Annotated in this window: 26 protein-coding genes; 18 read left to right on the top strand and 8 right to left on the bottom strand. The window is 71.6% G+C overall.

Translation table 11 applies throughout. The annotated features are described in order from the left end of the window. The first annotated feature begins 2 nt into the window (after window positions 1-2). The 3 genes from CTZ28_RS33995 (at window position 3) to CTZ28_RS33985 (ending at window position 1,766) form a co-directional block, all read left to right on the top strand. Window positions 3-479 (top strand): helix-turn-helix domain-containing protein, encoded by a 477-nt coding sequence (locus CTZ28_RS33995; protein WP_121893582.1) that lies wholly within the window; start codon window positions 3-5, stop codon window positions 477-479. A 78-nt stretch (window positions 480-557) separates the two neighbouring features. Beyond that, window positions 558-1,319 carry a hypothetical protein gene (locus CTZ28_RS33990; RefSeq protein WP_121893581.1) on the top strand — a complete coding sequence of 254 codons (762 nt, stop codon included), beginning with the start codon at window positions 558-560 and terminating at the stop codon, window positions 1,317-1,319. Between the two features lie 99 nt (window positions 1,320-1,418). Next, the gene (locus tag CTZ28_RS33985; protein WP_183154725.1) at window positions 1,419-1,766 is read left to right on the top strand and encodes a DUF2516 family protein; all 348 of its coding nucleotides are present in this window, start codon (window positions 1,419-1,421) and stop codon (window positions 1,764-1,766) included. Between the two features lie 241 nt (window positions 1,767-2,007). On the opposite strand, the gene CTZ28_RS33980 is transcribed toward CTZ28_RS33985, so the two are convergent. Next, entirely contained in the window at window positions 2,008-3,321 is a 1,314-nt protein-coding gene (locus CTZ28_RS33980; protein WP_121893579.1) for a PP2C family protein-serine/threonine phosphatase, read from the bottom strand. A 776-nt stretch (window positions 3,322-4,097) separates the two neighbouring features. Further along, window positions 4,098-5,183, bottom strand: a complete 1,086-nt coding sequence (locus tag CTZ28_RS33970; RefSeq protein WP_121893578.1) for a C40 family peptidase — start codon at window positions 5,181-5,183, stop codon at window positions 4,098-4,100. 604 nt (window positions 5,184-5,787) lie between these two features. On the opposite strand from CTZ28_RS33970, the gene CTZ28_RS33960 reads away from it, so the two are divergent. Further along, window positions 5,788-6,219: a hypothetical protein gene (locus CTZ28_RS33960; RefSeq protein WP_121893576.1), complete on the top strand. Its 432-nt coding sequence runs from the start codon at window positions 5,788-5,790 to the stop codon at window positions 6,217-6,219. 249 nt (window positions 6,220-6,468) lie between these two features. On the opposite strand, the gene CTZ28_RS33955 is transcribed toward CTZ28_RS33960, so the two are convergent. Next, window positions 6,469-7,314, bottom strand: coding sequence for a class I SAM-dependent methyltransferase (locus CTZ28_RS33955; RefSeq protein WP_121893575.1), 846 nt, complete (start codon window positions 7,312-7,314; stop codon window positions 6,469-6,471). Window positions 7,315-7,499: 185 nt separating this feature from the next. Here CTZ28_RS33955 and mshA point away from each other — a divergent pair, with 185 nt between their 5' ends. Together mshA and CTZ28_RS33945 are read left to right on the top strand one after the other, a co-directional pair. Beyond that, entirely contained in the window at window positions 7,500-8,837 is a 1,338-nt protein-coding gene (mshA, locus tag CTZ28_RS33950) for a D-inositol-3-phosphate glycosyltransferase (RefSeq protein ID WP_183154721.1), read from the top strand. Continuing rightward, window positions 8,830-9,342, top strand: coding sequence for a type III secretion system chaperone family protein (locus tag CTZ28_RS33945; protein WP_121893573.1), 513 nt, complete (start codon window positions 8,830-8,832; stop codon window positions 9,340-9,342). The genes mshA and CTZ28_RS33945 overlap by 8 nt, the downstream gene beginning before the upstream one ends. Window positions 9,343-9,370: 28 nt before the next feature. Here CTZ28_RS33945 and CTZ28_RS33940 read toward each other — a convergent pair whose 3' ends face one another. Further along, window positions 9,371-10,168, bottom strand: a complete 798-nt coding sequence (locus tag CTZ28_RS33940) for a helix-turn-helix transcriptional regulator (protein WP_121893572.1) — start codon at window positions 10,166-10,168, stop codon at window positions 9,371-9,373. A 49-nt stretch (window positions 10,169-10,217) separates the two neighbouring features. Here CTZ28_RS33940 and CTZ28_RS33935 point away from each other — a divergent pair, with 49 nt between their 5' ends. Then, window positions 10,218-10,652, top strand: a complete 435-nt coding sequence (locus CTZ28_RS33935; RefSeq protein WP_259471929.1) for a DUF2000 domain-containing protein — start codon at window positions 10,218-10,220, stop codon at window positions 10,650-10,652. A 41-nt stretch (window positions 10,653-10,693) separates the two neighbouring features. On the opposite strand, the gene CTZ28_RS33930 is transcribed toward CTZ28_RS33935, so the two are convergent. Beyond that, window positions 10,694-11,959, bottom strand: coding sequence for an MDR family MFS transporter (locus CTZ28_RS33930; protein ID WP_183154720.1), 1,266 nt, complete (start codon window positions 11,957-11,959; stop codon window positions 10,694-10,696). Window positions 11,960-12,109: 150 nt separating this feature from the next. Between CTZ28_RS33930 and CTZ28_RS33925 the strand changes: the two genes are divergently transcribed. Together CTZ28_RS33925 and CTZ28_RS33910 are read left to right on the top strand one after the other, a co-directional pair. Continuing rightward, complete coding sequence (locus CTZ28_RS33925; RefSeq protein WP_121893570.1) at window positions 12,110-12,871, top strand: phosphoglyceromutase; 762 nt, start codon at window positions 12,110-12,112, stop codon at window positions 12,869-12,871. Window positions 12,872-13,881: 1,010 nt separating this feature from the next. Further along, the gene (locus tag CTZ28_RS33910) at window positions 13,882-14,982 is read left to right on the top strand and encodes a hypothetical protein (protein ID WP_121893569.1); all 1,101 of its coding nucleotides are present in this window, start codon (window positions 13,882-13,884) and stop codon (window positions 14,980-14,982) included. 137 nt (window positions 14,983-15,119) lie between these two features. On the opposite strand, the gene CTZ28_RS47345 is transcribed toward CTZ28_RS33910, so the two are convergent. Both CTZ28_RS47345 and phoU read right to left on the bottom strand, forming a co-directional pair. Beyond that, on the bottom strand, window positions 15,120-15,275 hold the full coding sequence (locus CTZ28_RS47345) for a hypothetical protein (RefSeq protein WP_183154719.1): 156 nt from the start codon (window positions 15,273-15,275) through the stop codon (window positions 15,120-15,122). 139 nt (window positions 15,276-15,414) lie between these two features. Continuing rightward, a complete protein-coding gene (phoU, locus tag CTZ28_RS33905; RefSeq protein WP_121893568.1) occupies window positions 15,415-16,104 on the bottom strand; it encodes a phosphate signaling complex protein PhoU in 690 nt (229 codons plus the stop codon). A 227-nt stretch (window positions 16,105-16,331) separates the two neighbouring features. On the opposite strand from phoU, the gene phoR reads away from it, so the two are divergent. Together phoR and phoP are read left to right on the top strand one after the other, a co-directional pair. Continuing rightward, complete coding sequence (gene phoR / locus CTZ28_RS33900; protein WP_121893567.1) at window positions 16,332-17,591, top strand: two-component system sensor histidine kinase PhoR; 1,260 nt, start codon at window positions 16,332-16,334, stop codon at window positions 17,589-17,591. Window positions 17,592-17,596: 5 nt separating this feature from the next. Then, window positions 17,597-18,268 (top strand): two-component system response regulator PhoP, encoded by a 672-nt coding sequence (gene phoP / locus CTZ28_RS33895; RefSeq protein ID WP_467163958.1) that lies wholly within the window; start codon window positions 17,597-17,599, stop codon window positions 18,266-18,268. 102 nt (window positions 18,269-18,370) lie between these two features. Here phoP and CTZ28_RS33890 read toward each other — a convergent pair whose 3' ends face one another. Continuing rightward, window positions 18,371-19,069: a copper chaperone PCu(A)C domain-containing protein gene (locus tag CTZ28_RS33890; RefSeq protein ID WP_121893566.1), complete on the bottom strand. Its 699-nt coding sequence runs from the start codon at window positions 19,067-19,069 to the stop codon at window positions 18,371-18,373. A 592-nt stretch (window positions 19,070-19,661) separates the two neighbouring features. On the opposite strand from CTZ28_RS33890, the gene CTZ28_RS33880 reads away from it, so the two are divergent. From CTZ28_RS33880 to CTZ28_RS33850, 7 genes are all read left to right on the top strand, one after another. Then, window positions 19,662-20,144, top strand: coding sequence for a CarD family transcriptional regulator (locus CTZ28_RS33880; RefSeq protein ID WP_003953493.1), 483 nt, complete (start codon window positions 19,662-19,664; stop codon window positions 20,142-20,144). A gap of 291 nt (window positions 20,145-20,435) precedes the next feature. Then, window positions 20,436-21,212 carry a 2-C-methyl-D-erythritol 4-phosphate cytidylyltransferase gene (ispD, locus tag CTZ28_RS33875; RefSeq protein WP_121893565.1) on the top strand — a complete coding sequence of 259 codons (777 nt, stop codon included), beginning with the start codon at window positions 20,436-20,438 and terminating at the stop codon, window positions 21,210-21,212. Beyond that, a complete protein-coding gene (gene ispF / locus CTZ28_RS33870; protein ID WP_121893564.1) occupies window positions 21,202-21,705 on the top strand; it encodes a 2-C-methyl-D-erythritol 2,4-cyclodiphosphate synthase in 504 nt (167 codons plus the stop codon). The genes ispD and ispF overlap by 11 nt, the downstream gene beginning before the upstream one ends. A gap of 51 nt (window positions 21,706-21,756) precedes the next feature. Beyond that, window positions 21,757-22,161 (top strand): PPOX class F420-dependent oxidoreductase, encoded by a 405-nt coding sequence (locus CTZ28_RS33865; RefSeq protein WP_121893563.1) that lies wholly within the window; start codon window positions 21,757-21,759, stop codon window positions 22,159-22,161. 503 nt (window positions 22,162-22,664) lie between these two features. After that, window positions 22,665-24,068: a cysteine--tRNA ligase gene (gene cysS / locus CTZ28_RS33860; RefSeq protein WP_121893562.1), complete on the top strand. Its 1,404-nt coding sequence runs from the start codon at window positions 22,665-22,667 to the stop codon at window positions 24,066-24,068. A gap of 100 nt (window positions 24,069-24,168) precedes the next feature. Continuing rightward, window positions 24,169-25,110 (top strand): 23S rRNA (guanosine(2251)-2'-O)-methyltransferase RlmB, encoded by a 942-nt coding sequence (gene rlmB / locus CTZ28_RS33855; protein ID WP_121893561.1) that lies wholly within the window; start codon window positions 24,169-24,171, stop codon window positions 25,108-25,110. Window positions 25,111-25,227: 117 nt separating this feature from the next. Beyond that, complete coding sequence (locus CTZ28_RS33850; RefSeq protein WP_183154718.1) at window positions 25,228-26,973, top strand: DoxX family protein; 1,746 nt, start codon at window positions 25,228-25,230, stop codon at window positions 26,971-26,973. Window positions 26,974-26,997 lie beyond the last annotated feature (24 nt).

Raw genomic sequence — 26,997 nt, 5'->3', positions numbered from 1 at the left:
ACATGGCATCGCTCAACGTCGGCAATCTCGGTGAGTACCTGCGCGAGCAGCGCCGCAACGCGCGGCTCTCGCTCCGGCAGCTCGCCGACGCCGCCGGTGTGTCCAATCCGTACCTGAGCCAGATCGAGCGCGGGCTGCGCAAGCCGAGCGCGGAGGTGTTGCAGCAGGTCGCCAAGGCCCTGCGGATCTCCGCGGAGACGCTGTACGTCCGCGCCGGAATCCTCGACGCCGAGCGGGACCGCGACGAGGTGGAGACGCGCGCCGTCATCCTCGCCGACCCCACCCTCGACGAGCGGCAGAAGCAGGTGCTGCTCCAGATCTACGAGTCCTTCCGCAAGGAGAACGGATTCGGAGGCGACGGCGGCGGCGCGAGCGACGGCCGCGACGACAGAGACGACGACAGACACGACGACGCCGCCGTACGTGACAGCCGCACGGACGACGGAAGTGACACCGACCCGCAGCGGACGGCCGGTTGAGCCGGACCAGGGCACCGGCCGCCCCGCTGCGGACCACACAAACCCTCAGCCGAATGTGAATCCGGGAGGACCATCACCATGGCCATTACCGATGATCTGCGCAAGACCCTCAGCGACCCGACCCCGCTGTACTTCGCCGCCGGCACCGCCGACCTGGCGCTTCAGCAGGCCAAGAAGGTGCCCGGCCTGGTGGAGCAGCTGCGCGCGGAGGCTCCGGCCCGTATCGACGCCGTGCGCAACGCCGACCCGAAGGCCGTGCAGGAGAGGGCCGCCGCGCGCGCCAAGGAGGCGCAGGAGACCTTGCAGGTCAGGGCCAGGGGCGCGCAGGAGAGCCTCCAGTCCAGGGTCAACGACTTCTTCGGCACCCTCGACGGCGACCTGAAGAAGCTCGGCAGCACGATCGACGCCGACCTGAAGAAGCTCGGCGAGTCCGCCCAGGACCTGGCCCTGCGCGGCGTCGGCGTCGCCGCCGAGTACGCCGTCAAGGCCCGTGAGACCTACGAGAAGGTCGCCGAGCACGGCGAGCAGGCCGTGAAGACCTGGCGTGGCGAGGCCGCCGAGGAGATCGAAGAGCTGGCCGTCGCCGTCGAGCCGACGACGCAGCGGGTGACGGTCAAGGCCGAGCCGAGGCCCGCCGAGCCGAAGCCGGCCGAGGCCAGGCCCGCCGAGGTGAGGGCCGTGCCCGCGCCGGAGAAGAAGCCCATGGCGAAGAAGGCCCCGGCGGAGAAAACGCCTGCCGAGAAGGCCCCGGAGCAGAAGACCTCGATCCAGAAGGCCCCGGACCCGAAGGCTCCGGTCCGCAAGGCCGCTGTCAGGAAGACCACGCCGCCGGCCAAGTAAGGGCGTGCGCGCGTATGGGCCGGGCACCCTTGGGGTGCCCGGCCCGTTGTACGGGTACGGTTGCCGCGTAGGAGTCGGAAAGAACGGGCGGTGGGCGACATGCTGATGTTGGGCTTCGCGGGGTTCCTGGGACTACTGAAGATCGTCCTGATGGCCCTCTCCGCGTTCGGGCTGTTCGACGCGGCGTTCCGTCGCGAGGACGCCTTCCGCGCGGCCGACAAGCAGAACAAGGTGTTCTGGCTGATCATCCTGGCCCTCGCGCTGGTGGTGAGCTATCTGTTCTCGATCCTCTCGATCCTGCCGATCATCGGTGTGGTCGCGAGCATCGTCTACATCGTGGATGTGCGTCCCGCGCTCAAGCAGGTGTCGGGCGGCAGCGGCTGGGGCCGCGGCCGCGGCGGAAGCAGCAGCGACGGGCCGTACGGGCCGTACAACGGCGGCCGCTGACACGTCCGGGAGCACGGCACCTCGGCCGCCGGGGGCCAAGACCGCCGAGCATCCCGGCTGCCGTGCGCGGCAGGTGCGCGCTCGCCGAGTCCGCCTACGGGCTCGCTGAGGTGGATCCGACGCGCGGCGCGGCTCTTGGCTACGCCCGCCACAGCCCGTGCGTGCCCCATGGCCCACGCAAGCCACAGTCGCTACGTCAGTCACGCCAGCCACAGCTATCAGGTCAGCCACGCCCGCCCGGCTAGGGCTGCGGCACCCGGTCCAGCAGGACCACCGCCACGTCGTCCGTCAGCTCGCCCCCGTTGAGGTCGCGGACCTCATGGACCGCGGCCCGCAACAGCCGCTCGCCGCGCAGGCCCTCGGCGAACTGGCGGCGGATCATCTGCACCATCCCGTCCTGCCCGAGGCGCTCCCCGCCCCTTCCGATCCGGCCCTCGATCAGACCGTCGGTGTAGAGCATCAGGCTCCACTCGGCGCCCAGCTCCACCTGCATGCGCGGCCAGCGGGCGCCGGGGAGCAGGCCGAGTGCGGGGCCGTTGTTGTCGTACGGCAGCAGTCGGGCCGGGCAGTCCGGGCGGGCGAGCAGCGGGGAGGGGTGGCCGGCCAGGCACAGGCCCGCCCAGCGGCCGTCGGGGGAGATGTCCACCGTGCACAGGGTCGCGAAGATCTCCTCGTCCGCGCGCTCGTGCTCCAGCACCTGCTGGAGCGTGCCGAGCAACTCGTCGCCGCACAGTCCGGCCAGCGTCAGGGCCCGCCAGGCGATACGGAGCTCCACGCCGAGCGCGGCCTCGTCGGGGCCGTGCCCGCTGACGTCGCCGATCATGGCGTGCACGGTGCCGTCGGGCGTGCGTACGGTGTCGTAGAAGTCACCGCCGAGCAGCGCGCGCGAGCGGCCCGGGCGGTAGCGGGCGGCGAAGCGCAGCGACGAGCCGTCCAGCAGGGGCGTCGGCAGCAGGCCGCGCTCCAGCCGGCGGTTCTCCTGCGCGCGCAGCCGGCCCTCGGCGAGCCGCCGCTCGGCCGATTCGGAACGCTTGCGCTCCACCGCGTAGCGGATGGCCCGGCTCAGCAGCCGCCCGTCCAGTTCGTCCCGGAAGAGGTAGTCCTGGGCGCCCACGCGCACCGCCTCGGCGGCGCGCTCGGCGTCGCCGGACGCGGTGAGCGCGAGGACGGCGTGCCGGGGCGCGAGTTCGAGGACATGCTTGAGCACGGCCAGTTCGTCGTCACCGTCGCCGGACCGGCCGGCTGCGGGGAGCGCGAGGTCCAGCAGGATGCAGTGGACGTCGTCGGTGAGCAGCCGTCCGGCCTCGGTGAGGTTGCGGGCGGTGCGGACGCGGATCGGCTTGCCGGCCGAGTCCAGCAGTTCGGGCACGATCGGTGAACCGGCCGGATCGTCCTCGATCAGCAGCAGGGTCAGCGTGGCGCCGGCCGAGGTAGGGGCACCGGCGTCCGTTCGGTCGGCCTCTTTCTTGGCGGGGCCGCCGACTGCCGACCCGGCCTGCGCCTGACCACTCTCCACGGCCGGGATCGCTCTCTGCCGCGGTACGGGTACGGGCATCGTGTTGGGTTCCTTCCCTCCCCCCGAGGGCATGGCGGGGCGAGGGACCTCGACCCACCCGACGGGGACCATAGCGGTACTGGCCACCGCAACGGAATGGTGTGAGCCGCGTCGCTCCGTCGCTGGCCGCTGTCATATGCCGTGTTCTGTACCGCAGTTGGACATGGGGGTGGTGGGGTCGGAATGACGAAGCTCACGTCCTGGCGGGGTTTGCCGGGGCTGGGCGTGTCCTGGGTCACATGACCCGCGTCACGCCCTTTGTGGCGCCGAGCCCGGCGTCCCTTGCCCTTGCGCCGCGCTCGGTGTCTCTTGTCCTGAGCCCGGTGTCCGTCGCCCTCGCGCCGAGTCCGGTGTCCTTTGCCTTCGCGCCGCGCTCGGCGTTCCTCGTCATCGAGCCCCCCGTCCCGGCGCCGCGCTCGGCGTTCCGCGCCTCCGCGTTGCGCTCGGCGCCCTTGCCTTCGCGCCCTGCCCGTCGTACGTCGTCCCCGCGCCGCGTCGGCGTCCTTCGTCGCGCGCCCGGCGTCCTCGCCCTCGCCTTGCGCCCGGCGTTGCCTTCGTGCCGCGCCCGGTGTCCTCGCCCTCGCGTTCCGCCTGTCGTCCCTTGCCCTCGCGCCGCGCTCGGCGTTCCTCGTCATCGAGCCCCGCCCGTCCCAGCGCCGCGCCCGGCGTCCTCGCCCTCGCCTTGCGCCCGGCGTTCCTTGCCTTCGTGCCGCGTTCGGCTTCACTCGCCTCCGCGCCCCGCGCCCCGCGTCCGGCGTCATTCGCACCGCCCCCGCTCACGCGTCCGGTCGTACCACGCCCAGTATCGGCATCGAGCCCGCCCCCGCCACCGTCACCGTTCGGCCCGGGCGGGGAGCGTGGACGATCGCGCCGTCGCCCACGTACATCCCGACGTGGCTGGCGTCGTCGAAGTAGATGATGAGGTCGCCGGGGCGCATGTCCTTGACCTCGATGTGCCTGAGCTGCTTCCACTGCTCCTGCGAGGTGCGCGGGACGGGCCGGCCGGCCGTCGCCCAAGCCTGTGAGGTCAGGCCCGAGCAGTCGAACGTGTCCGGACCCTCCGCGCCCCACTCGTAGGGCTTGCCGATCTGGGCCGAGGCGAACATGACGGCCTTCTTGCCCTGTGCGGACGCCTTGCCGCTGACCTCCTTGAGGATCCCGGTGTCGAGCCAGGCGGTCTGCGCCCTGTACGCGGCCTCCCGCTCCAACTCGGCCAGCCGCTCCTTCTCCTGCTTCTCCAGCCGGGACTCCAGCTTCTCGGCTGCCTCGATCTGCTGCTTGATCTTCTTCTTGGCGGCGGCCTTCGCCTTGCGGCCCGTCTCCAGCTTCTCCCACTGGGCGGAGGCGTCCTTCGCGTACTCCTTCAAGTGCTGCTGGGTGCGGGTCATGTCACCGATCAGACCCTTGGTGGCCCGCTGGCCCTGGAGCACCCGTCCCGCACCGCTCAGGAACTGCTGCGGGTCGTCGCTCAGCATCAGCTGGGCCTCCGGCGGCAGTCCGCCGGTGCGGTACTGGGCGCGGGCCGTGGCGCCCGCGCGGTCCTTCAACTCGTCCAGCTTGCGCTGCCCTTGGACGATCTTCTGGGCCAGCTTGACGATCTCGGTGGACTGCTCCTTGGCCTTCTCCTCGGCCGCGTTGTAGGCGTCGGTGGCGACGGCCGCGGCGTGGTAGAGCTGCTCGAGCTTCTTGTGGACTGCCTCAAGGTCCTTGTTGGGAGGCGGACTCGGGGCGGTCGACGGCGAGGCGGTGGGGGACGGCGCCGGTGAGGGGCTCGCGAACGTCGTGCCGGGCGCTGCCAGTATGGTGACCGCGCAGACCACGGTCACCGCGGTCGTGGTCAGGCCGCGCTTGCCCGTTCCCATACCTCTTCCCCCAAACTGATTTACCGTCAGTAACTTACGGGCCTGGGGGATCGTGTCATGTCGCTGTGTAAAGCGACAGAGGTGGTACTTGGTAGGTCCTCCCCTCTTTCCCACCCGGTCATGACGATCTCCCGCCTTTGTGACGAACGACTCGCGTAGATCGTTCCTCGCCACGCCGAGGCATGTGTGGCCGACTCGCCGTGTGGGGTCGGTGCCGGGCTAATTAGACAGCTAGCCTGAAAATATTCATCAGACCTGGGGTTTCGACGGGGCCAAGTCCCTGGTATTCAGGCGCTGCCCCTGACCACGGAGTGCCAACGCCCCTCACGCCACCGTCACTTCGCCGCCGTGTCCTCCGCCGACGGCACCGGCACTCCGCGGCGGCCGACCGCGAGCGGCGAACCCGAACACCCCCTCGGCGCACACTGCGTGGCGCTGCTGCACTTGGGCGCTGCGCTGGCCCGGATCAACGGCTCGATCATCGCGGCGGCGCCGGTCTCCGTCGCCGCGGCCCTGCGTATCGCCGCCCAACGCGCCACCCGGCCCTGGGACGCAGGCTCCGGCCGAGCTCCCGGCTTCCGAATACGTCCTCGGTGGACGCTTCGTGGCGCTGCTGCACCTGGGCGCCTCGCTCGCCCTGATCAACGGTTCGACCGTCGTGGTGGCGCTGGTCTCCGTCGCCGCGGTCCTGCGCATCGCCGTCGGGGACGACTCAGGGGTGCCCAACATGCCACCTGCCCCTGGGATGCCGGTGCCGGCCGAGCTCCCGGCTTCCGAATACGTCCTCGGCGGATGCTTCGTGGCGCTGCTGCACCTGGGCGCCTCGCTCGCCCTGATCAACGGTTCGATCATCGTGGTGGCGCCGGTCTCCGTCGCTGCGGCGGCTGCGCCTCGCCGCCGGGGGACGCTTCACCGGCGCCCAACACACCACCCGGCCCCAACACACCACCCGGCCCCGGAATGCCGCCGCCAGGCCAAGCCCCCGGCCTCCGGGCGCTGCCACTCAGCCGCCTGGGGCGTCCGCCAGCGCCCCTAACTCCGAGGCGTCAACGTCTCTCGCGCCCGAGCCAAGCTCCGGCTCCCGCGGACCGCCACTCAGCCCACAGGGCGTCCGCCAGCATCCCTAATCCCAAGGTGTCGACGCCTCCCACGCCCGAGCCAAGCCCCCCGGCTCCCGGGCACCGCCGCCCAGCCACCAAGGCGCCCCCCACCCCCCTATCCCCGAGGTGTCAACGCCCCCCACGCCCGAGCCGAGCCCCCGACCCCCAGGCACCGCCCCACCCCCCTACCCCCGAGGTGCCAACGCCCCCCAGGTCACCGTCACTTCGCCCTGTCGCCAGCGTGGTGTTGTGTCTGTCACCGGCCAGTCGGCCGTCAGGTCCCGTACCGCTCGGATCCAGCGCTGCCGGGCGCCGTAGGAGGCGTAGGGCGCGGCGGCCGCCCAGGCGCGGTCGAAGTCGCGCAGGAAGGCGTGCACCGGCTCGCCGGGCACATTGCGGTGGATGAGCGCCTTCGGGAGGCGTTCGGCGAGGTCGGACGGGCGCTCCAGGGAGCCGAGCCGGGTCGCGAAGGTGACCGTCCGCGGGCCCTCAGGACCGAGCGCCACCCAGACGTGCCGCCGTCCGATCTCGTCGCAGGTGCCCTCGACGAGCAGCCCGCCGCGGGAGCGCCCGTCGGCGGGGGCGAGCCGCGCGCACAGCCGTGTCCAGACGCCGGCGACCTCGGCCTCGTCGTACTGGCGCAGCACGTTGGCGGCGCGGATGAGCTGCGGGCGACGGGGCAGGGGGATCTCGAAGCCGCCGTGCCGGAAGTGCAGCCCGGCGCGCTCGTACGGCTCGGCCGCCGCGACCCGGGCCGGTTCGATCTCGACGCCGACCACCTGCGTGCGGGGCGCGACGGTGCGCAGCCGGCCGAGCAGTTCGACGGCTGTCCAGGGCGCGGCCCCGTAGCCGAGGTCGACGGCCACCGGGTCGGCGGCGCGGCGCAGTTCGGCGCCGTGGGTGGCGGCGATCCAGCGGTCCATGCGGCGCAGGCGGTTCGGGTTGGTGGTCCCGCGCGTCACCGTTCCCACGACGGGGGTGCCCCCGTTCGAGCGACGCCGAGAGCGGGGGAGGACGGCGCGGGCTGTCATGCGTATGAGGGTAAGCGGCCCCGGTGTGCCCACGCATTCCGGTATCGAACGGTTGAGCGATCATGGGTAATGATTGAGTAAAAGACCATGATCGGGAAATGGAGTTGCCCCCTCCGCTGTTGGACCACCTTGGAGGGCGTTCCGCGTCCTCCGAACGGCATGCCCGCGACGAGGAGGAACGCCACGTGAGCCAGTACGTCAGCAGGCTCGGGCGTCGCTCACCGGCCGCGCCCGCGCGGCTGCGACTGCACCGCAGGCCCCGCCGTGTGGCCATGCTGTCCGTGCACACCTCACCGCTCCACCAGCCGGGCACCGGCGACGCCGGCGGCATGAACGTCTACATCGTGGAGCTGGCCCAGCGCCTCGCCGCGATCAACATCGAGGTGGAGATCTTCACCCGGGCCACCGCGGGCGGCCTCCCGCCGACGGTGCAGCTCGCCCCCGGCGTGCTCGTCCGGCACATCGACGCGGGCCCCTACGAGGGCCTCGCCAAGGAGGAACTCCCGGCCCAGCTGTGCGCCTTCACCCACGGCGTGATGCAGGCCTGGGCCGGTCACCGCCCCGGCCACTACGACCTGGTCCACTCCCACTACTGGCTCTCCGGCCACGTCGGCTGGCTCGCCGCCCAGCGCTGGGGCGTGCCCCTGGTGCACGCCATGCACACCATGGCCAAGGTCAAGAACGCCAACCTGGCCGAGGGCGACACCCCCGAGCCCGCCGCCCGCGTCATCGGCGAGACCCAGATCGTCGTCGCCGCCGACCGGCTGATCGCCAACACCGCCGAGGAGGCGGACGAACTGGTCCGGCACTACGCCGCCGAACCGGCGAAGGTCGCCGTGGTGCACCCGGGCGTGAACCTGGAGCGCTTCCTGCCGGCCGACGGCCGCGCCGCCGCCCGCGCCCGGCTGGGCCTGCCGCAGGACGCGCTGATCCCGCTGTTCGCGGGCCGCATACAGCCCCTGAAGGCGCCCGACGTGCTGCTGCGCGCCGTGGCCGTCCTCCTCGACGAGTGCCCCCGGCTGCGGTCGAGGATCGTCGTACCGGTGGTCGGCGGGCCCAGCGGCAGCGGCCTCGCCAAGCCCGAGGGGCTGCAGAAGCTCGCCGCCCGGCTCGGCATCGCCGATGTGGTGCGGTTCCGCCCGCCCGTCGGCCAGGAGCAGCTGGCCGACTGGTTCCGGGCGGCCTCGGTGCTGGTGGTGCCGTCGTACAGCGAGTCCTTCGGGCTGGTCGCGATAGAGGCGCAGGCGGCCGGTACGCCCGTGCTCGCGGCCTCGGTCGGCGGGCTTCCGGTGGCGGTGCGCGACGGCGAGACCGGCTTCCTGGTGCGCGGCCACGACCCGGCCGACTACGCGCGCGTGCTGCGCCGTTTCGCCGAGGACCCGGAGCTGGCCGCGCTCATGGGCGCCGCCGCGGCCCGGCACGCGCAGTCCTTCGGCTGGAGCACCGCGGCCGCCGCCACCGCCGACGTGTACACGGCCGCGACCCAGGCCCACCGCCGTCGCGTACGCTCGCCCCATGGGTGAGGCTTCACAGCAGCAGCAGCGGGCGGCGCAGGTCATCGAGGATGCCCTGAAGGACGCCGAGCTGGAGTGGGAGAGCCCGGAGCCCGGCAGCTACGTGGTCAAGCTCCCCGGCACCCGCAAGCTGTCCACGACGGTCTCGCTCATCGTGGGCCGCCACTCCCTCTCCCTCAACGCGTTCGTGATCCGCCACCCCGACGAGAACGAGGCGGCCGTCCACCGCTGGCTCCTGGAGCGCAACCTCAAGCTGTACGGCGTGAGTTACGCGGTCGACCCGCTCGGCGACATCTACGTCACCGCCCGGCTGCCGCTGGCCTCCGTCACCGCCGAGGAGACCGACCGCCTGCTCGGCCAGGTCCTGGAGGCCGCGGACGGCAGCTTCAACACCCTTCTGGAACTCGGCTTCGCCGCCGCGATCCGCAAGGAGTACGCCTGGCGGGTGTCCCGGGGCGAATCGACCCGGAACCTGGACGCGTTCGCCCACCTGACTCGGCGTCCGGCCGACTGACCGTACGCCCGCGCAACCCGTACGGGGCTCAGCGCGCGCTGAGCCGGTAGCGCCCCGGGGTCACACCCACCAGCCGCTTGAAGTGCCGGGTCAGATGGGCCTGATCGTAGAACCCGGTCGCCGACGCCACCTCGCCCGCTGCCCGCCCGTCGAGCAGCAGGCGGCGGGCGCGCTCGACCCGGCGCGACATCAGGTACTGGTGCGGCGCGATCCCGTAGGCGGAGCTGAACGCCCGTACCAGATGGGCGGGATGGGCGTACAGCAGCCGCGCCGCCTCCTCCAGGCCGATGCCGTACGCGATCCGTTCGTCGAGCAACTCCCGCAGGGACCGGGCGAGCGCGGGGTCCCGCCGGAGCGGCGCCGCGCCGATCCGGGGCCGCAGGTGGGCCCGCAGCCGCTCCTCGACGAGCGTCAGCCTGCTCTCCGCCTCCAGCTCGTCGCCCGGCCGCGCGAGCGCGCCGTGCACCTGTCCGACGCGCCACCGCAGCAGCGGATCGCGCAGGTCGGGGCCGTCGACCGCGGGGCCGATCAGATCGTCGCCGAGCCGCGAGGCGTCGAGGTAGAGGACGCGCTTGCGAAAGCCGTGCGGGGTGGCGGGGGAGCCGTTGTGCGGGACGTGCGGCGGCAGCAGCGAGACCGTGTCGTGCGGGGTGCCGTGCTCGTGCCGGTCCAGGTCGTACCGGACGGCCCCGTCGTCGACGATCAGCAGCGTCCAGGCCTGGTGCACATGCATCGGATACGCGTACTCGGTGAAACGCGCATGGAAGACCTCCACGACACCCGGGACGCGCGGGCGCCAGGCGGAGACTTCCGGACGCGCGGCCATGCAAAGAACGTACAAGACGGCGTCCCGGGCCGCCCGGCAGGCTCACTGCATGAGCACGCAGAGCCCGGAACCCGTCCGTTTCGACACGAAGATCGCCGTACTGCTCCGCGCGGACCTGGAGCCCTGGCAGCGCCTGAACGTCACCGCGTTCCTGGTCAGCGGCCTGGGCGCGGAGCTGCCCGAGGTGATCGGGGAGCCCTACGAGGACGCGGACGGCGTGCCCTACCTGCCGATGTTCCGCCAGCCGGTCCTGGTCTTCGAGGGCACCAAGGAGGCGCTGACCACCGCCCACGGCCGGGCCCTGTCCCGCGCGCTGCCCCGGGCCGTGTTCACCTCGGACCTCTTCACCACGGGCCACGACCGTGACAACCGGGCGGCCGTCCGGGCGGTGCCCACGGCGGAACTGGACCTCGTGGGGCTCGCGGTGTACGGGCCGCGCAACGCGGTCGACAAGGTGCTGAAGGGGGCGCGTATGCACCCGTGAGGCATGCGCCTGCCCCTGTCCTGCCTCTCCCGCTCCCCAGGTCAGGCCGTGCGGACCTCGGGTTCGCTGCCGTTGGGGGCGGGGGAGGCCGGCAGGGTCCGCTCGGCGGGCAGCCGCCGCATCAGCAGCCCGTACCCGAGCGCCGCCGCCGTACCGACGACGGCGCACATCCCCCACAGCCACTCCGCGCCGAAACGGTCGATGACCAGGCCGGACATCAGCGGGGCGACCAGCGCCGCGACGGACCAGGACAGGGTGTACATGCCCTGGTAGCGACCGCGTCCGTGCACCGGCGAGAGGCGCACCACCAGACCCGTCTGCGTGGGCGCGTTCACGATCTCGGCGAGCGTCCACACGCACACGGTGAGCGCGAACACACCGACCGACCCCGCGAACGCGGTGAGCCCGAAGCCGTACCCGGCGACCAGCGAGGAGATCACGAGCAGCCGCCGCGGGTCCCGGTGCTCGATGAAGCGGGTCACTGGGATCTGCAGGGCGACGATCAGCACGCCGTTGACGGCGATCGCCGTGCCGTAGTCGGCCGGCGAGTACCCGGCGGAGCCCATCGCCACCGGCAGTCCGACCGCGCCCTGCTGGAAGACCACCGCGACCAGGAAGGACAGCCCGACGACGGCCATGAACCGCCCGTCGCGCAGCACGGTCCCCAGCCGCACCTCGTCCTTGGGGCTCTTGCCCTGCTCGGTGCCCCGGACCGGCCGCGACTCGGGCAGCTTGACGAACACGACGACCGCGCAGACGGCCGTCATCGCCGCCTCGATCAGGAAGCCGGCCAGATAACTGACCTCGGCGATCAGGCCCGCGCCCATGGAGGAGACGGCGAACCCGAGGTTGATGGCCCAGTAGTTGAGGGAGAACGCCCGGACCCGGTCCTCGGGCCGGACGATGTCCGCCATCATCGCCTGCACGGCGGGCCGCGAGGCGTTGGAGGCCATGCCGACGAGGAACGCGACGGCGGCGATGGCGACGGGGTCGCGCATGAACCCGAGCAGCGCCACCGAGGCGGCGGTGGCCGACTGCGCGATCAGCAGCGTCGGCCGCCGCCCCAGCCGGTCGGCCATCACGCCGCCGCCGAGCGAGGAGACGACCCCGCCCAGCCCGTGCAGCGAGGCGACGAGACCCGCGTACGAGGCGCTGTACCCCTGGTTCACGGTCAGGTAGAGCGCCATGAACGTGGCGACGAAGCCGCCGAGCCGGTTGACGAGGGTGCTGGTCCACAGCCACCAGAACTCGCGGGGCAGCCCGGAGACGGTCTCCCGGGCGGCGCGTCTGATCGCGGCGACGGACATGGACGGACCCCCGGATGTAAGCGGCTCAGATATCGAGCACAACTTACGAGGGCGCCTCCGGCGAGGACCACTCAATTAACAGATGCCGTCAACCGTCCGGCTTCCGGCCGCTTCCGCGGGCGCTCGAACGCGTGGATTACGCTCTGAGGCATGGCCGACGCACCGTACAAGCTGATCCTGCTCCGCCACGGCGAGAGCGAGTGGAACGCGAAGAACCTGTTCACCGGCTGGGTGGACGTCAACCTCAACGAGAAGGGCGAGAAGGAGGCGGTCCGCGGCGGTGAGCTGCTCAAGGACGCCGGCCTGCTGCCCGACGTGGTCCACACGTCCCTCCAGAAGCGCGCGATCCGCACCGCGCAGCTCGCGCTGGAGGCCGCCGACCGCCACTGGATCCCGGTCCACCGCTCCTGGCGCCTGAACGAGCGCCACTACGGCGCGTTGCAGGGCAAGGACAAGGCGCAGACGCTCGCCGAGTTCGGCGAGGAGCAGTTCATGCTGTGGCGCCGCTCGTACGACACCCCGCCCCCGCCGCTGGCCGACGACTCCGAGTTCTCCCAGGCCGACGACGCGCGCTACGCCTCCATCCCGCCGGAGCTGCGCCCGAAGACGGAGTGCCTGAAGGACGTCGTCTTCCGCATGCTCCCCTACTGGTACGACGGCATCGTCCCGGACCTGCTCGCGGGCCGCACGGTTCTGGTCGCCGCGCACGGCAACAGCCTGCGCGCCCTGGTCAAGCACCTGGACGGCATCTCGGACGCCGACATCGCGGGCCTGAACATCCCGACGGGCATCCCCCTGTCCTACGAACTCGACCACGACTTCAAGCCCCTCACCCCCGGCGGCCAGTACCTCGACCCGGAAGCAGCGGCAGCAGCCATCGAGGCAGTCAAGAACCAGGGCAAGAAGAAGTAAGCAGCCCTGACCAAGCCCCCTAGCTGCGGGTTCTCCGCTGATAGGGGGCTTGTTGCTGGACTGGCGCCGTCTCCGGGCCGCCAGCGGCGCAGCGCGGCTGTGCGTCGGTCTCGCCCACGATGTGATCGCGAGTGTCGGTCGCTGGTGCTAGAACACCCGCATGACGTACAGATTCACGGCGCAACTTGCTTGTGGGCTCGACGAGTAAGCGGGCGACTGCGTGATGGCGGGTGTGGCCGAGTCGGACGACGAGGAGGCGTTCTCCCACCGCCTACGGGTGTGTTCGTGAAGTGGAGCTGGCCGGTGATGTGCTGCGGGTGAGCCTCGACCCGCGCGAGGTGCTGCCGCGCGTCCTGGCGTACGGGCGTCCGGATGCTCGCCCGAGGCTGATCAGGTCGGAGCTGGACTGAGACTGCCTACTCAGCGGCAGTATCGGGCCTCTGCTCTGGCGAAACCGGCGCTGTAGCCACTGCTGTAGCCGCGGGCGTAGTCGCTGTTGGCGTGGCTGCCCCCATGTCCATATCCCCTGTGCGTCCTGCAGTCGTTCCGGGCGTCCTGGTAACCGTCCCGGAATCCGTCGCGGAAGCCCCGTTGGAAGTCGCGCTGACTCTCGACCGCGCTGGCGTGGGTCTGGCTCGGCGTTGCCGCTGCCGCCGCCACCGGCTGCAGGCCAAGTGGGGCAAGGGCGAGGATGAGGGCCGAACCGGCAACGGCAGATCGCTTACAGAGCCTTGCGTTCATGACCGTACCCCTTTGCAACATAGGTCACATCAGTCACTTCCACCGTAGTAGCCCAAATGGGTCTCGCAACTTGCTGACATCAGCGGCGCCGAACGCCGGTTCCATGACGGCGTCTTGGGCCTGCCGGCCGAGGGTGCCGCCGACGGCGCCTGCGATTCCCGCTGGTCCCAGCGGTAAGGGGGGCGTTTTTCTGGCTGTGTGATGATGCACGGGCCATGGCCGGCCCTGGGGAGGGGCCGGGGACACAAGTAAGGGGCGGGGAGCGCTTCGTGGGCAAGGACGAAGGGTCCATATCGGACGACGAGTGGGAGCGTTTCCTGCGAGACGCCGAGGCCGGAACCCCCGGTGCGCCCGAGGAGCCGTCGGCGCGGGCCCGGATGGTGGCGCGGCGGCTGCGGGAGGAGACCGGCCGGCCCGAGCCCTGGCGGGGGCACCGGCCGGCCCGGCGGCGAGGCGGCAAGATCTGGTATGTCGTCGGTCTGCTCGCCGCGGCCGGCCTGCTGGCGGTGGCGCTGGATCCGGGCCGGCTGACGGGCTGGTTCGGGGGTGACGGCGGCGGCGAGAGCACGCCGCTCGCTGCGGAGTCGGAGCGTCCTGACCAGCCGCCGCCGACGGAAGGGGCGGCCCAACAGCCCACGCTGGAGCAGCCGTTCAGGGGATCGCCCGCCGCACGGTGGGGGGACGGTACGGCCGGGATCGGTCTGCCCGCGGCACGGGCGACCGGCTGGATGAGCAAGGCGCAGGTCGCGCAGGCCCTCGACCGGACCAGGGACTTCCTCGCCGCGTCCAGCCTGAATCCCGCGGTGTTGCGCGGGGAGCGGCCGGGCAAGGGGATCGCGTTGATCAACCCGCATCAGCAGGATGTGCGGGACTACTTGGCGACCGCGTTCCGTGCGCCCAGCCGGGAGGACGACCCCCTGCTGTTGTTCAGCCGGTTCGACAAGGCGCAGGTCCGGCTCGTCGGGGACGTGGTCAAGACACGGGGACGGATCACGTACCGGGAGGGCGAGCGGGGCGCGGTCGAGGTGACCACCGATGTCACGTACGTCTATCCGGTCGCGCCCGCGGCGGCCGGAAGCGACGAGGTCACGCGCACCATCGTGCGCCGCGAGGTTGTGCTGAGCTGGGACGACCCGGCGAAGGTGGTCACCGAGCCGGGTACCTTCTCCCTCGTCTCCTACAAGGTGGACACCACCAACGGCGGCTGCGACACCTTCACCGGCTATCTCACCCCCAAGTTCGAGGCGGAGCGCGCGGGAGCGGATGCGGGAGACGGTCCCGAGACCGACCCGTACGACCGGAGCACGTCGATGGACGCGCGGATGCAGGAGGCCGGCGACGCCGGTTGCGGAACCGCCTCACGGCTGTGAGATCTCATCACCGCGTGCGGCTGCGGCTCGGCCGAAGGACCCGGGTGACGGATCTCACCCGGGCCCTTCGTACGGACGACGACCGAACGACGACGGGCGGCTGCCCGGGGCGTGGCCGGGGGCGACGGCGGCTGCCGTCAGCCGCACTGGCAGGGGTTGCCCGACTGGCACCCGCAGCCGCAGCCCGAGCCGCAGCCGCACGCGCCGATGAGCTGGAGGTTTCTGATCTCGGCGGGCTGGTCGGTCGCGCGCTCCTGCGTGGGGTCGGGCGTGGTGCTGGGGGATTCGGCCATGGGACCCTCCTGGAGGCCTAGAGGCTGGAGCCTGGTGCCTTGTGCCCATTCCATGCCCGTTCCCTCGGGCGCATCAACGGCGCATGGAGGCGCCCGAACGCCCCGACCGGAAACGTTCGAGCCCCCCGGTCCCCGGGAGCTACGCTCCCTCGACCCCCGTCACCGGCTGGATGTCCGGCTGCAGTTCGTCCGCGTGCTCGCCCGTCACCAGGTACACCACGCGCTTGGCGACGGCCACCGCGTGGTCGGCGTACCGCTCGTAGTAGCGGCCGAGCAGGGTGACGTCCACGGCGGTCTCGATGCCGTGCTTCCAGCGGTCGTCCATCAGGTGCTGGAACAGGGTGCGGTGCAGGAGGTCCATCTCGTCGTCGTCCTGCTCCAGCTGGAGCGCCAGGTCGACGTCCTTGGTGATGATGACCTCCGCGGCCTTCGCCATCAGCCGCTGCGCGAGCTGGCCCATCTCCAGGATGGTCGCGTGCAGGTCGTGCGGGACCGCGCGCTCCGGAAAGCGCAGCCGGGCCAGCTTCGCCACGTGCTGCGCCAGGTCGCCGGACCGCTCCAGGTCGGCCGACATGCGCAGGGACGTGACGACGATACGGAGGTCGGTGGCCACCGGCTGCTGCCGGGCCAGCAGGGCTATCGCCCGTGCCTCGAGGTCGTGCTGGAGTTCGTCGACCTTCTGGTCGCCCTCGATCACGCTCTCGGCCAGCTTGAGGTCGGAGTCGAGGATCGCCGTCGTGGCGCGCCCGATGGCCGATCCGACCAGCCGGGCCATCTCCACCAGTCCGTCGCCGATCGAGTCAAGTTCCTCGTGGTACGCGTCCCGCATCAGGGCTCCCTCTCGTACGTGTCCTATCGGTGGGGTTTCCGGGGCCGGGGCCCGTGATGAAACCAGGCGGTGCGAACCCCACGCTCCCACGGTCCGGCTCCTACGCGTCCGTTTCTGCCACCCCAAATGAACCAATACTGGCTCCAAGGTGAACTCTGAGCGACGAGTGTTCGAGGTCGCACTCCGACGGCTGTGGGCATGTCGTACCCCATGCCTAACCTGGATGCATGGACGTGAACGCGGCGGTCGCCGCAGCGGCAGCGATCGCCGGGGTGCTCACCGGCGTCATCGCCATGCTGGCGTTCCGCTGGAGCGAGCGGGAGCAGAAGCGCCCGACACGGACCTCCCTGCACACGGACCCGGTGCTGCCGCCGGGCGTGGACACCGTGCTGTCCGTGCTCCGCTCCTCCGCAGTCGTGCTCGACGAGGCCGACGCCGTCGTCAAGGCGAGCTCGGCCGCGTATGCCCTCGGGCTGGTGCGCGGCGGCAAGCTGGCCGTCGAGCCGATGCTCCAGATGGCCAGGGACACCCGGCGCGACGGGGAGATACGCCAGGTCGAGCTTGACCTTCCCCGGCGCGGGACCGGCCGGGGCGAGGCCCTGGCGGTGTCCGCGCGGGTGGCGCCGCTCGGATCGAGACTGGTGTTGCTCCTCGTCGAGGACCTCACCGAGGCCCGCCGCATCGAGGCGGTGCGCCGCGATTTCGTCGCGAATGTCAGCCATGAGCTGAAGACCCCGGTCGGGGCGCTCTCGCTGCTGTCGGAGGCCGTGATGGACGCCTCCGACGACCCGGAGGCCGTGCAGCGCTTCGCCGGCCGTATGCAGATCGAGGCGACGCGCCTGACCAACCTGGTCCAGGAGCTGATCGACCTGTCCCGGGTGCAGAACGACGACCCGCTGGAGGACGCCGAGCCCGTCCGGGTCGACGAACTGGTCGCCGAGGCCATCGACCGCTGCCGCCACCAGGCCGGCACCAAGCAGATCACCATGGCCGCGGGCGGCACCGCCGACCTGCATGTCTGGGGGAACCGAGGGCAGCTCGCCGCCGCCCTCGGCAACCTCGTCGAGAATGCCGTCAACTACTCCCCGGCCCGTACCCGCGTGGGCATCGCCGCCCGCCGGGTCAGCGTGTCCGGCGGCGACATGATCGAACTTGCCGTGACCGACCAGGGCATCGGCATCACCGACAAGGACAAGGAGCGCATCTTCGAGCGCTTCTACCGCGTCGACCCGGCCCGCTCCCGGGCCACCGGTGGCACCGGTCTGGGTCTCGCGATCGTCAAGCACGTGGTCGCCTCGCACGGCGGGGAGGTCACGGTGTGGAGCGCCGAAGGCCAGGGCTCCACGTTCACCCTGCGACTGCCGGAGGCGGGTGCGGCCCGCGACCGTGCTCAGCAGCACCCCGACCTCGACGAAGAGGACGGGCAGTCCCCAACCCCCGACCCGACCGCGTACGAAACGCTTTCCGCCCCGGAGGTCCTTCCGTGACCCGAGTGCTCGTCGTCGAGGACGAGGAGTCCTTCTCCGACGCCCTGTCGTACATGCTCCGCAAGGAGGGCTTCGAGGTCGCCGTGGCGGCCACCGGGCCCGACGGACTCGACGAGTTCGAGCGCAACGGCGCCGATCTCGTCCTCCTCGACCTGATGCTGCCGGGCCTGCCCGGCACGGAGGTCTGCCGCCAGCTGCGCGGCCGCTCCAACGTCCCGGTGATCATGGTCACCGCCAAGGACAGTGAGATCGACAAGGTCGTCGGCCTGGAAATAGGAGCCGACGACTACGTCACCAAGCCGTTCTCCTCGCGAGAACTGGTCGCCCGAATCAGGGCCGTGCTGCGCCGCCGCGGCGAGCCGGAAGAGGTCGCTCCGGCGGCCCTGGAGGCCGGCCCGGTCCGGATGGACGTCGACCGGCACGTGGTCACCGTCTCCGGCTCCAAGGTCGATCTGCCGCTCAAGGAGTTCGACCTGCTGGAGATGTTGCTGCGCAACGCCGGGCGTGTGCTGACCCGGATGCAGCTCATCGACCGCGTCTGGGGCGCCGACTACGTCGGTGACACCAAGACCCTGGACGTCCACGTCAAGCGCCTGCGCGCCAAGATCGAGCCCGACCCGGGCGCGCCGCGCTACCTGGTGACGGTCCGCGGCCTCGGCTACAAGTTCGAGCCGTAGACCGCATCGCACGCACACGGTGAAGGGCGGCGCCCCGCAAGGCGCCGCCCTTCACCGCATGCCGGTGTCGTCGCGCGGTGGCCCGCCGGCCGGACCGTCCGCTCAGTGACCGGACGGCGTGACCGACGCGGAGGCCGCGTCGGTCGGGGTGGCGCTGCCACCCGCCGCGCTGCCGGCCGCCGCCGCGTCGCCCGCCGCGGCCGACGGGTCCGCGGCGGCGCCGCTCTTCGCCGGGTCGGCGCTGTTGCTCGCGGCGGCGCCCGGGGCCGCCGGGGCCGGCGCCGACGGGATCTCGCTCGGGCCCCAGGAGCTGAAGTAGCTCTCGGCGGGGACCACGAAGGCGCGCAGGCTCACATCACCGGTCTTGCTGAAGGTGAAGGTGATCTTCTGGGCGTTGCCGTCCTGGACCGCGTCGCGGCTGCTGGGCAGCACGGCGGAGGCGTTGTTCTTGCCGCCGAGGATCAGGGAGCCGCCGGCCGGGATGGTCAGCGACTGGCCCTTGGCGGGGCTGAGCTGGGCGGTCTTGCTGGTGCCGGCGACAGCGATCGACTGCAGGGTCTGGGCGGTGCTGCCGTCGTTGAAGATGGTCGCGGCGATCACCGCGGGGCCCGTGGACTGCAGCTCGGGCTGGGTCACGACGATCGCGTTCTGCACCTTGAGGTCGCCGACCTTCGCGCCTGCTTGGTCCGGCTTGATCTCCAGGGTCTGGGCGTTGTGGCCGGCGCCGCAGGCGGCGAGCGAGGCGATCGAGAGGGCGACGGCGGAGGCGGCGAGGGCGCCGCGTCGAAGGCTGCTGCTCACGGCGGCGGCAACTCCTTTGAACGCTGGGGCGACTCTCTGATAAAGCCGCCCTAAGTGTCTGTCAGCGCGCTCAGGTTACCGAGCCGTCCCCGCGGGCTCGCACCCGACCCTCCCCAAGCGCTCCGCATCCCTCCCGCAGGGGGTACGCCCGTGCCGCACAAGTGACTCCCGAGTCACTTTGACACCGCACCCGTCCGGCATTCACATAACAGGCGGCAAATTTTCCGTGAGGGAATGCAGGGACGCTTCGGATATTGATCACGTACCGCTCGGCCGGCCGCCTGTGATCAATTCCGGATTCGTCTCGTACCCGGCCCGTACGACCGAACGGAGTAGCGGAAGTCGCACACCTGGAACCGGACAAATGGGGACGTTCGTCCACTTGGAGGTGCCTCCAGAGGTGTGTAACGTAGGCGTTTCTCCCCGGTCGAAGACGTGCTCCGACCTGCGAATACCTGCTTCCGATGGGCCTGCGAAGCACGTTCCTGTCGCTGTTGTCAAGCCCCGAGATATGCCCTGACCTGCGAAAACGCCATTCAGAAGACGCCGTATCCGTGTTACCCTGGATAGCCACGGAAGGGGTACCTGTCACATGACGTTCAAGGTTGGCGACACCGTGGTCTATCCCCATCACGGGGCCGCGCTGATCGAGGCCATCGAAACTCGTCAGATCAAAGGCGTGGACAAGACCTACTTGGTGCTGAAGGTCGCCCAGGGTGACCTGACGGTGCGTGTGCCAGCGGACAATGCGGAGTTCGTCGGCGTGCGTGATGTGGTCGGTCAGGACGGGCTGGACCGGGTCTTCGAGGTGCTGCGCGCGCCGTATGCCGAGGAGCCCACGAACTGGTCGCGTCGATACAAGGCAAATCTGGAGAAGCTCGCCTCCGGCGATGTCATCAAGGTCGCGGAAGTCGTGCGTGACCTGTGGCGTCGCGAGCGTGAGCGCGGACTCTCCGCCGGTGAGAAGCGCATGCTCGCCAAGGCCCGCCAGATCCTGGTGAGCGAGCTCGCCCTCGCGGAGAACACCAACGAGGACAAGGCCGAGGCCCTGCTCGACGAGGTGCTCGCGTCCTGACACGAAGCAGGCAATGCCCGCTCCGCTCAGCACAATGAAATGCCGCGGTGCCCGATGACAGATTCCTGTCGCCGGGCGCTGCGGCATGTCCGTCCCCGGATGTGCATGTCCTGGATGCCGTACGCCTCGGGAAAGTCCGCCGTACGTTACGGAAAACCCCCGGATACTTGGTTGTGCCGGGCCCGGGCGCAGGCTCGACCGGTGTCACGGAAGGGTCCGGTCAAGGCGTCGCGCCCGGCACTCCCCAGGCCATACCCACGTAGGCCGAGCACACAAACCTGACAGGAACCGATGTCTGACGTTTCGCGTCCTTCCCCCGCGCCGCCCCCCGTCGCCGCCGTGATTCCGGCCGCCGGCCGGGGCGTACGCCTCGGTCCGGGCGCTCCCAAGGCGCTTCGCGCGCTCAACGGCACCCCCATGCTCATTCACGCGGCCCGCGCGCTCGCCGCGTCCCGCGCCGTCTCCCTCGTGGTCGTCGTGGCCCCGCCGGACGGCGCCGCCGAGGTCAAGTCGCTGCTCGACGCGCACGCGCTGCCCGGGGGCACCCCCAGCGGCAGCTTGGGGAGGACGGACTTCCTGGTCGTGCCCGGCGGGGACACGCGCCAGGAGTCCGTGCGGCTCGGCCTGGACGCCCTGCCGCCGGAGTACGGCATCGTCCTCGTGCACGACGCGGCCCGCCCGCTGGTGCCGGTGGACACGGTGGACACGGTGATCGAGGCGGTCCGGGACGGGGCCCGCGCCGTCGTGCCCGCGCTGCCCCTCGCCGACACCGTCAAGGAGGTCGAGCCCGCCACGGAGCCGGGCACGCCGGAGCCGGTGGTGGCCACGCCCGTGCGGGCCCGGCTGCGCGCGGTGCAGACGCCGCAGGGCTTCGACCGGGAGACGCTGGTACGGGCCCACGAGAAGGTCACCGACGACGTCACCGACGACGCGAGCATGGTCGAGCGGCTCGGCGAGCGGGTGGTCGTCGTCCCGGGCCACGAAGAGGCGTTCAAGGTCACCCGCCCGCTGGACCTGGTCCTCGCCGAGGCGGTCCTCGCCCGCAGGAGGCTCAACGATGGCTTCTGACGCGTTTGGCCCGGCGCCGCTGCCCCAGGTCGGCATCGGCACCGACATCCATGCCTTCGAGGAGGGCCGCGAGCTGTGGTGCGCCGGCCTGAAGTGGGAGGGCGAGGGCCCCGGCCTCGCGGGCCACTCCGACGCGGACGTCGTCGCCCACGCCGCGTGCAACGCGCTGTTCTCCGCCGCCGGCCTCGGTGACCTGGGTCAGCACTTCGGCACCGGGCGCCCCGAGTGGTCCGGCGCGTCCGGGATCACCCTGCTCACGGAGGCGGCCCGGATCGTCCGCGCCGCCGGCTTCCGGATCGGCAACGTCGCGGTGCAGGTCGTCGGGGCCCGCCCCAAGATCGGCAAGCGCCGCGACGAGGCCCAGAAGCTTCTCTCGGCGGCGGCCGGGGCCCCGGTCTCGGTCTCCGGTGCCACGACCGACGGGCTGGGCTTCCCTGGCCGGGACGAGGGACTGATGGCGATCGCCACGGCGCTCGTGGTGCGGGTGGACTGAGAGCGTGCGACGGTACCCGCAGAGTCACCGTCGACCCAGGAGGTACCCCGCATGTCCGCCGTCCTCTCCGACCGGCTCAAGTCCCTGCTCGACACCCCCGTCTTCATCGTGCTCGGCACGCTCCAGCCCGACGGCGGACCGCAGCTGTCCCCGGTGTGGGTGAAGCGGGACGGCGACCAGATCCTGGTCTCCACGACGATCGACCGCCGCAAGAAGCGCAACCTCGACCGCGACCCCCGGGTGAGCGTCGTCGTGCAGGACCCCGACTCGCCCTACGAGTACGCCGAGATCCGTGGCAGCGCGGAGCTGACGACCGAGGGCGCCCGGGAACTCATCGACGAACTCAGCCGGAAGTACACGGGCAAGAAGTACGCCGAGTTCAACCCCGCGTCGGCGCAGGACGCCGAGCGGGTGGTGGTACGGGTCACCCCGCGCAGGGTCGTCGGCCGCATCTGACCCTCGCGGCCCTGCCTGCGCGGCGGCGAACGGGGCCCTGCGGGACTCCGGCCGGCGGCTTGAGGCGACGTACGCCCTGCAGCGCCCGTTCCGCCGGCCCGGCGGCCGGGGTCCGGGCGGCCAGGTCGTTGAGCGGACCAGTGGCACTGCCTCGCGTGCTCGGGCGCCGGCTGCATCGGATTGTCTGCGACCCCGTGGCCGGCCGGCGGCTCGACCTCACCGCCGAGGCGATGTACGCCCGGCAGTTCGGCGACCGGTGGGGGAGGACGGCGTGGGTCGGTGGCGTCCGTTCCGTCGGTCCGGTGGCCGGGCGCTGGAGACGCGTCCGAGCCTGTTGCCGGGCGTGAGCCAGTTGCGGCCGGGGTCCGACATCCGCGCAGTTCCTCGCGCCCCTTTCAGGGAACCGTCGTCGGGTGGGCGCCGTGGTGCGTGTGATGTCACGAATGGATGCCCCTTGGGCGAAGGGTCGTGAGGCACTGCCCCACGCCCACTACCCTGGAGTGGTGACCATTCGCCTGTACGACACCAGCGCCCGGCAGATCCGTGACTTCACCCCGCTCAAGCCGGGTTGTGTCTCGATCTACCTGTGTGGCGCCACCGTGCAGGCCGCACCGCACATCGGGCACATCAGGTCGGGCCTCAACTTCGACATCATGCGCCGCTGGTTCGAGTACCGCGGCTACGACGTGACCTTCATCAGGAACGTCACCGACATCGATGACAAGATCATCGCCAAGGCCCACGAGCAGGGCCGGCCGTGGTGGTCGATCGGGTACGAGAACGAGCGCGCGTTCAACGACGGCTATCAGGCGCTGGGCTGCCTGCCGCCGGCGTACGAGCCGCGCGCCACCGGCCATGTGCCCGAGATGGTCGAGATGATGCAGGGGCTCATCGAACGCGGGCACGCCTACGCGGCGGACGGCAACGTCTACTTCGACGTGCGGTCCTTCCCGCAGTACCTGGAGCTGTCCCGGCAGGAGCTGGACAACCTCCAGCAGCCCACCGGCGCGGGCGAGACCGGCAAGCGGGACCCGCGCGACTTCGCCATGTGGAAGGCCGCCAAGCCCGGCGAGCCGACCTGGCCCACGCCGTGGGGACCGGGGCGCCCGGGCTGGCACCTGGAGTGCTCCGCCATGGCGCACAAGTACCTGGGCGCCGCGTTCGACATCCACGGCGGCGGGCTCGACCTGATCTTCCCGCACCACGAGAACGAGATCGCCCAGGCCAAGGCGTACGGCGACGACTTCGCCCGGTACTGGGTGCACAACGCCTGGGTGACCATGGCCGGCGACAAGATGTCCAAGTCGCTGGGCAATTCGGTCCTCGTCTCCGAGATGGTCAAGCAGTGGCGGCCGATCGTGCTGCGCTACTACCTCGGCACCCCGCACTACCGCTCGATGATCGAGTACAGCGAGGAGTCGCTGCGCGAGGCCGAGTCGGCGTTCGCGCGGATCGAGGGCTTCGTGCAGCGCGTGATGGAGAAGGCCGGGGGCGTCGTCGAGCCCGCGGCGGAGGTCCCGCCCGCCTTCGCGGAGGCGATGGACGACGACCTGGGCGTCCCGCAGGCCCTCGCGGTCGTGCACACCACCGTCCGGCAGGGCAACTCCGCCCTCGCCGCGGACGACAAGGAGGCCGCCGTGGCCCGGCTCGCCGAGGTGCGGGCCATGCTCGGCGTCCTCGGCCTCGACCCGCTGGACGCGCACTGGGCCGGCGAAGGCGGCGACCGCGGCGAGGATCTGCACGGCGTGGTCGACAGTCTCGTACGGCTCGTCCTCGACCAGCGCGAGTCCGCCCGCACCCGCAAGGACTGGGCCACCGCGGACGCCATCCGCGACCAGCTCAACCAGACCGGACTGGTCATCGAGGACAGCCCGCAGGGCCCGCGCTGGAGCCTCGGCCCGCGCTGAGCCCGTCCGGGTGCCCGGTTGATCGATTGTGCCGCCCGGCCGTCCGGGCGGCACACTGCACAGACGTACGTACGACGCTTCAACAGACAGGTAGTGGGTCATGGCCGCGAACAACCGCCGCATGTCCGGCAAGAAGGGCGCGCAGGTCGGCAGTGGCGGCCAGCGGCGCCGGGGCCTGGAGGGCAAGGGGCCGACCCCGCCCGCCGAGATGCGCAAGGGACACGCCAAGCAGCGCGCCGCCGCGGCCCAGGCCCGCCGCACGCAGGGCCGTCCGCAGCAGCGCCGGGGCGCCGGCCGGACGTCGTCCGAGCTGGTCGTCGGCCGCAACCCGGTCGTCGAGGCGCTGCGCGAGGGCGTGCCCGCCTCCACCCTGTATGTGCAGCAGTTCATCGACAGCGACGAGCGGGTCCGCGAGGCGCTGCAACTCGCCGCCGAGCGCGGCGGCATCAACCTCATGGAGGCCCCGCGTCCCGAACTGGACCGGATGACGGGCGGCCTCAACCACCAGGGGCTGGTCCTCCAGGTCCCGCCGTACGTGTACGCCCACCCGGAGGATCTGACCGCCGCCGCCCACGACGCGGGCGAGGACCCGCTGATCGTGGCCCTCGACGGGGTGACCGACCCGCGCAACCTCGGTGCCGTCGTCCGCTCCGTCTCCGCCTTCGGCGGGCACGGCGTCGTCGTCCCCGAGCGCCGCGCGGCCGGCATGACCGCCGGCGCCTGGAAGACGTCCGCCGGTACGGCCGCCCGTACGCCCGTCGCCCGCGCCACCAATCTGACGCGCGCCCTGGAGGCGTACAAGAAGGCCGGGCTGGTGGTCGTCGGGCTCGCCGCCGACGGGGAGGCCGAACTCGGCGACCTGGAGGCCCTGGACGGCCCGGTCGTGATCGTCGTCGGCAGCGAGGGCAAGGGCCTGTCCCGACTGGTCGGCGAGACCTGCGACTTCCGGGTCCGCATCCCGATGCCGGGCGGCGCCGAGTCGCTGAACGCGGGTGTGGCGGCGGGCATCGTGCTGTACGAGACGGCTCGCCGACGGGCGTGAACGCGCGTCCGCCAGTTCACCCGTACGGGCTAATTCGGGCGTCCTGGACATGCTTGACGCGGTCCGGACAGATCCGACGGGTTCAGGCAGTGTCCTAACTCCACATCACTCGGTTAGATGAGTGTGGACACGAGAACACCCCGCACACCCACGGGGGACCGCTCGTCGGGATTCGACGACGCTCCCGCGCTGAGCATGGTGAAGGTGCCGAGCGATCCGGCGCAGGTCATCGTCAACCACGCGAGTTTCCGCGTCCAGTTGGGCGCCTCGACGTGGCGCACCCATGCCCCGCTCTTCGCGGGTCAGTCGGGTGCCGCTCGGGACACCGCCGGCATCTCCGTCGGCGGCACCGCGGGTGGCGCGGGCCCGGCCAGGACGCGGCGCCGCCCGGTCGTCTGGAGCGGCCGCTCGGCCCCCGACGACACCGGCGCCCACCGGCTGCTCCAGGCGGTGCGGGGCGGCAGCGTCCGCTACGTCGAAGAGCCGTCCCTCGACACCGGGGCCACCCAGGTCATCCCGCGGATCGACGCCGACTACGGCAACCACACCGGCTACACCGACTACGCCGACTACACCGACGACACGGGGTATGGCGGCTACGACGACTTCGACCGGACCGTCGAGACGCCCGTCATCGGCTCCCAGCGCACGCCGGGTTCCGGCGAGACCAGGCTCCTGCCGCACATGCGGACCGTCGGCAGCGCGTACGACGAACCCGGTTACGCCGACGAGGAGTTCGACGACTACGCCGAGCCGGCCAGGGCGGACGACGAGCCCTCGGGCAAGCGGCACGGCGACGATCCGGCCCGGCACGCGTACTACCCCGGCCGCCGGATGAACCTCGGCGTCGTCCTGCTCCCGCTGCGCATCTTCCTCGGCTTCATCTCCGTCTACGCCGGCATGGGCAAGCTCTGCGACCCCGTCTACTTCGACGGCGGCAAGCGCGGCTCGATGGTGAAGTGGCTCAACACCCTGCACCCCTGGGACGTCGCCGAGCCGCTGCGCCAGTTCGCCCTGCAGCACCCGGTCGGCTCCGGGCTGGTCATCGCCTTCCTCCAGGTTGTCGTGGGCGTCCTCACGATCCTGGGCTGCTGGCAGCGGGTCGCCGCGGTGGTCGGCGCCGGGCTCTCGGCCGCGCTGATCGTCACCGTCAGCTGGAAGACCGTCCCCGCGTACGACGCGCCGGACATCATCTACCTCGCCGCGTGGTCCCCGCTGATCATCGCTGGCGCGCCCGTCTACTCGATCGACGGGCGGCTCGCGGGCCGTGCCTGGCGCACCCTCGGGCCGCGCTCCGACATCTGGGAGCTGCGTCGCTATGTGCTGCGCCGGGGCGCCCTCGTCACCGCCGTCACCGTGGGCCTCACCCTGCTCGTCGGATCCCTGCTCGGCGGTGCCGTCCGTGACTCCAGCCGGGTGGTCGTGCCCGGCCCCGGCGAGGCCCCGCGCAACAATGTGCCCGGCTCGCCGCTCCCCGACGAGCCCAGCAGGAAGCACTCGACCAGCCCGTCGGCCTCCAGCACGCCGAGCGGGGGTGCCACGGCCGGCGCCGACCCGTCCGGGTCCGGCGCGGCGACGACCCCGGGCGCGGCCCGCTCGTCCGGCACCGTCACCGGCGGCGCGCCGAGCCAGACCCAGGGGACCGTGGGCCAGGCCCCGCCGCAGCGGAACTCCCCGGCCGGCCAGGCACCGAGCACCAGCGCGGGCCCGAGCTCCGGCGGTACGGCGACCGGCGGTTCGGGCGACTCGGGCGGCTCGGGCGGTTCGCCTGCCGGCACGAGCGGTACGGGCGGCGGCTCGGAGGACGGCGGCTCGTCCACGTCGGGCCAGCCGGGCCGCCTGGTCGGCGGTCTCCTCGGCTGACCGAAGGCTCTGAAGGGGTCCGGC

Origin of the sequence: Streptomyces shenzhenensis, assembly GCF_003688995.1 — a bacterium.
Taxonomy (GTDB): Bacteria; Actinomycetota; Actinomycetes; order Streptomycetales; family Streptomycetaceae; genus Streptomyces; species Streptomyces shenzhenensis_A.
Note: the sequence above shows the minus strand (reverse complement) of the source record. Positions and strands in the feature narration are given on the sequence as shown.

Coding starts and splice junctions, on each gene's coding strand:
- CTZ28_RS33995 (WP_121893582.1), top strand. CDS start 3: ATGGCATCGCTCAACGTCGGCAATCTCGGTGAGTACCTGCGCGAGCAG.
- CTZ28_RS33990 (WP_121893581.1), top strand. CDS start 558: ATGGCCATTACCGATGATCTGCGCAAGACCCTCAGCGACCCGACCCCG.
- CTZ28_RS33985 (WP_183154725.1), top strand. CDS start 1,419: ATGCTGATGTTGGGCTTCGCGGGGTTCCTGGGACTACTGAAGATCGTC.
- CTZ28_RS33980 (WP_121893579.1), bottom strand. CDS start 3,321: ATGCCCGTACCCGTACCGCGGCAGAGAGCGATCCCGGCCGTGGAGAGT.
- CTZ28_RS33970 (WP_121893578.1), bottom strand. CDS start 5,183: ATGGGAACGGGCAAGCGCGGCCTGACCACGACCGCGGTGACCGTGGTC.
- CTZ28_RS33955 (WP_121893575.1), bottom strand. CDS start 7,314: ATGACAGCCCGCGCCGTCCTCCCCCGCTCTCGGCGTCGCTCGAACGGG.
- CTZ28_RS33945 (WP_121893573.1), top strand. CDS start 8,830: ATGGGTGAGGCTTCACAGCAGCAGCAGCGGGCGGCGCAGGTCATCGAG.
- CTZ28_RS33940 (WP_121893572.1), bottom strand. CDS start 10,168: ATGGCCGCGCGTCCGGAAGTCTCCGCCTGGCGCCCGCGCGTCCCGGGT.
- CTZ28_RS33935 (WP_259471929.1), top strand. CDS start 10,218: ATGAGCACGCAGAGCCCGGAACCCGTCCGTTTCGACACGAAGATCGCC.
- CTZ28_RS33930 (WP_183154720.1), bottom strand. CDS start 11,959: ATGTCCGTCGCCGCGATCAGACGCGCCGCCCGGGAGACCGTCTCCGGG.
- CTZ28_RS33925 (WP_121893570.1), top strand. CDS start 12,110: ATGGCCGACGCACCGTACAAGCTGATCCTGCTCCGCCACGGCGAGAGC.
- CTZ28_RS47345 (WP_183154719.1), bottom strand. CDS start 15,275: ATGGCCGAATCCCCCAGCACCACGCCCGACCCCACGCAGGAGCGCGCG.
- phoU (WP_121893568.1), bottom strand. CDS start 16,104: ATGCGGGACGCGTACCACGAGGAACTTGACTCGATCGGCGACGGACTG.
- phoR (WP_121893567.1), top strand. CDS start 16,332: ATGGACGTGAACGCGGCGGTCGCCGCAGCGGCAGCGATCGCCGGGGTG.
- CTZ28_RS33880 (WP_003953493.1), top strand. CDS start 19,662: ATGACGTTCAAGGTTGGCGACACCGTGGTCTATCCCCATCACGGGGCC.
- ispD (WP_121893565.1), top strand. CDS start 20,436: ATGTCTGACGTTTCGCGTCCTTCCCCCGCGCCGCCCCCCGTCGCCGCC.
- ispF (WP_121893564.1), top strand. CDS start 21,202: ATGGCTTCTGACGCGTTTGGCCCGGCGCCGCTGCCCCAGGTCGGCATC.
- CTZ28_RS33865 (WP_121893563.1), top strand. CDS start 21,757: ATGTCCGCCGTCCTCTCCGACCGGCTCAAGTCCCTGCTCGACACCCCC.
- rlmB (WP_121893561.1), top strand. CDS start 24,169: ATGGCCGCGAACAACCGCCGCATGTCCGGCAAGAAGGGCGCGCAGGTC.
- CTZ28_RS33850 (WP_183154718.1), top strand. CDS start 25,228: ATGAGTGTGGACACGAGAACACCCCGCACACCCACGGGGGACCGCTCG.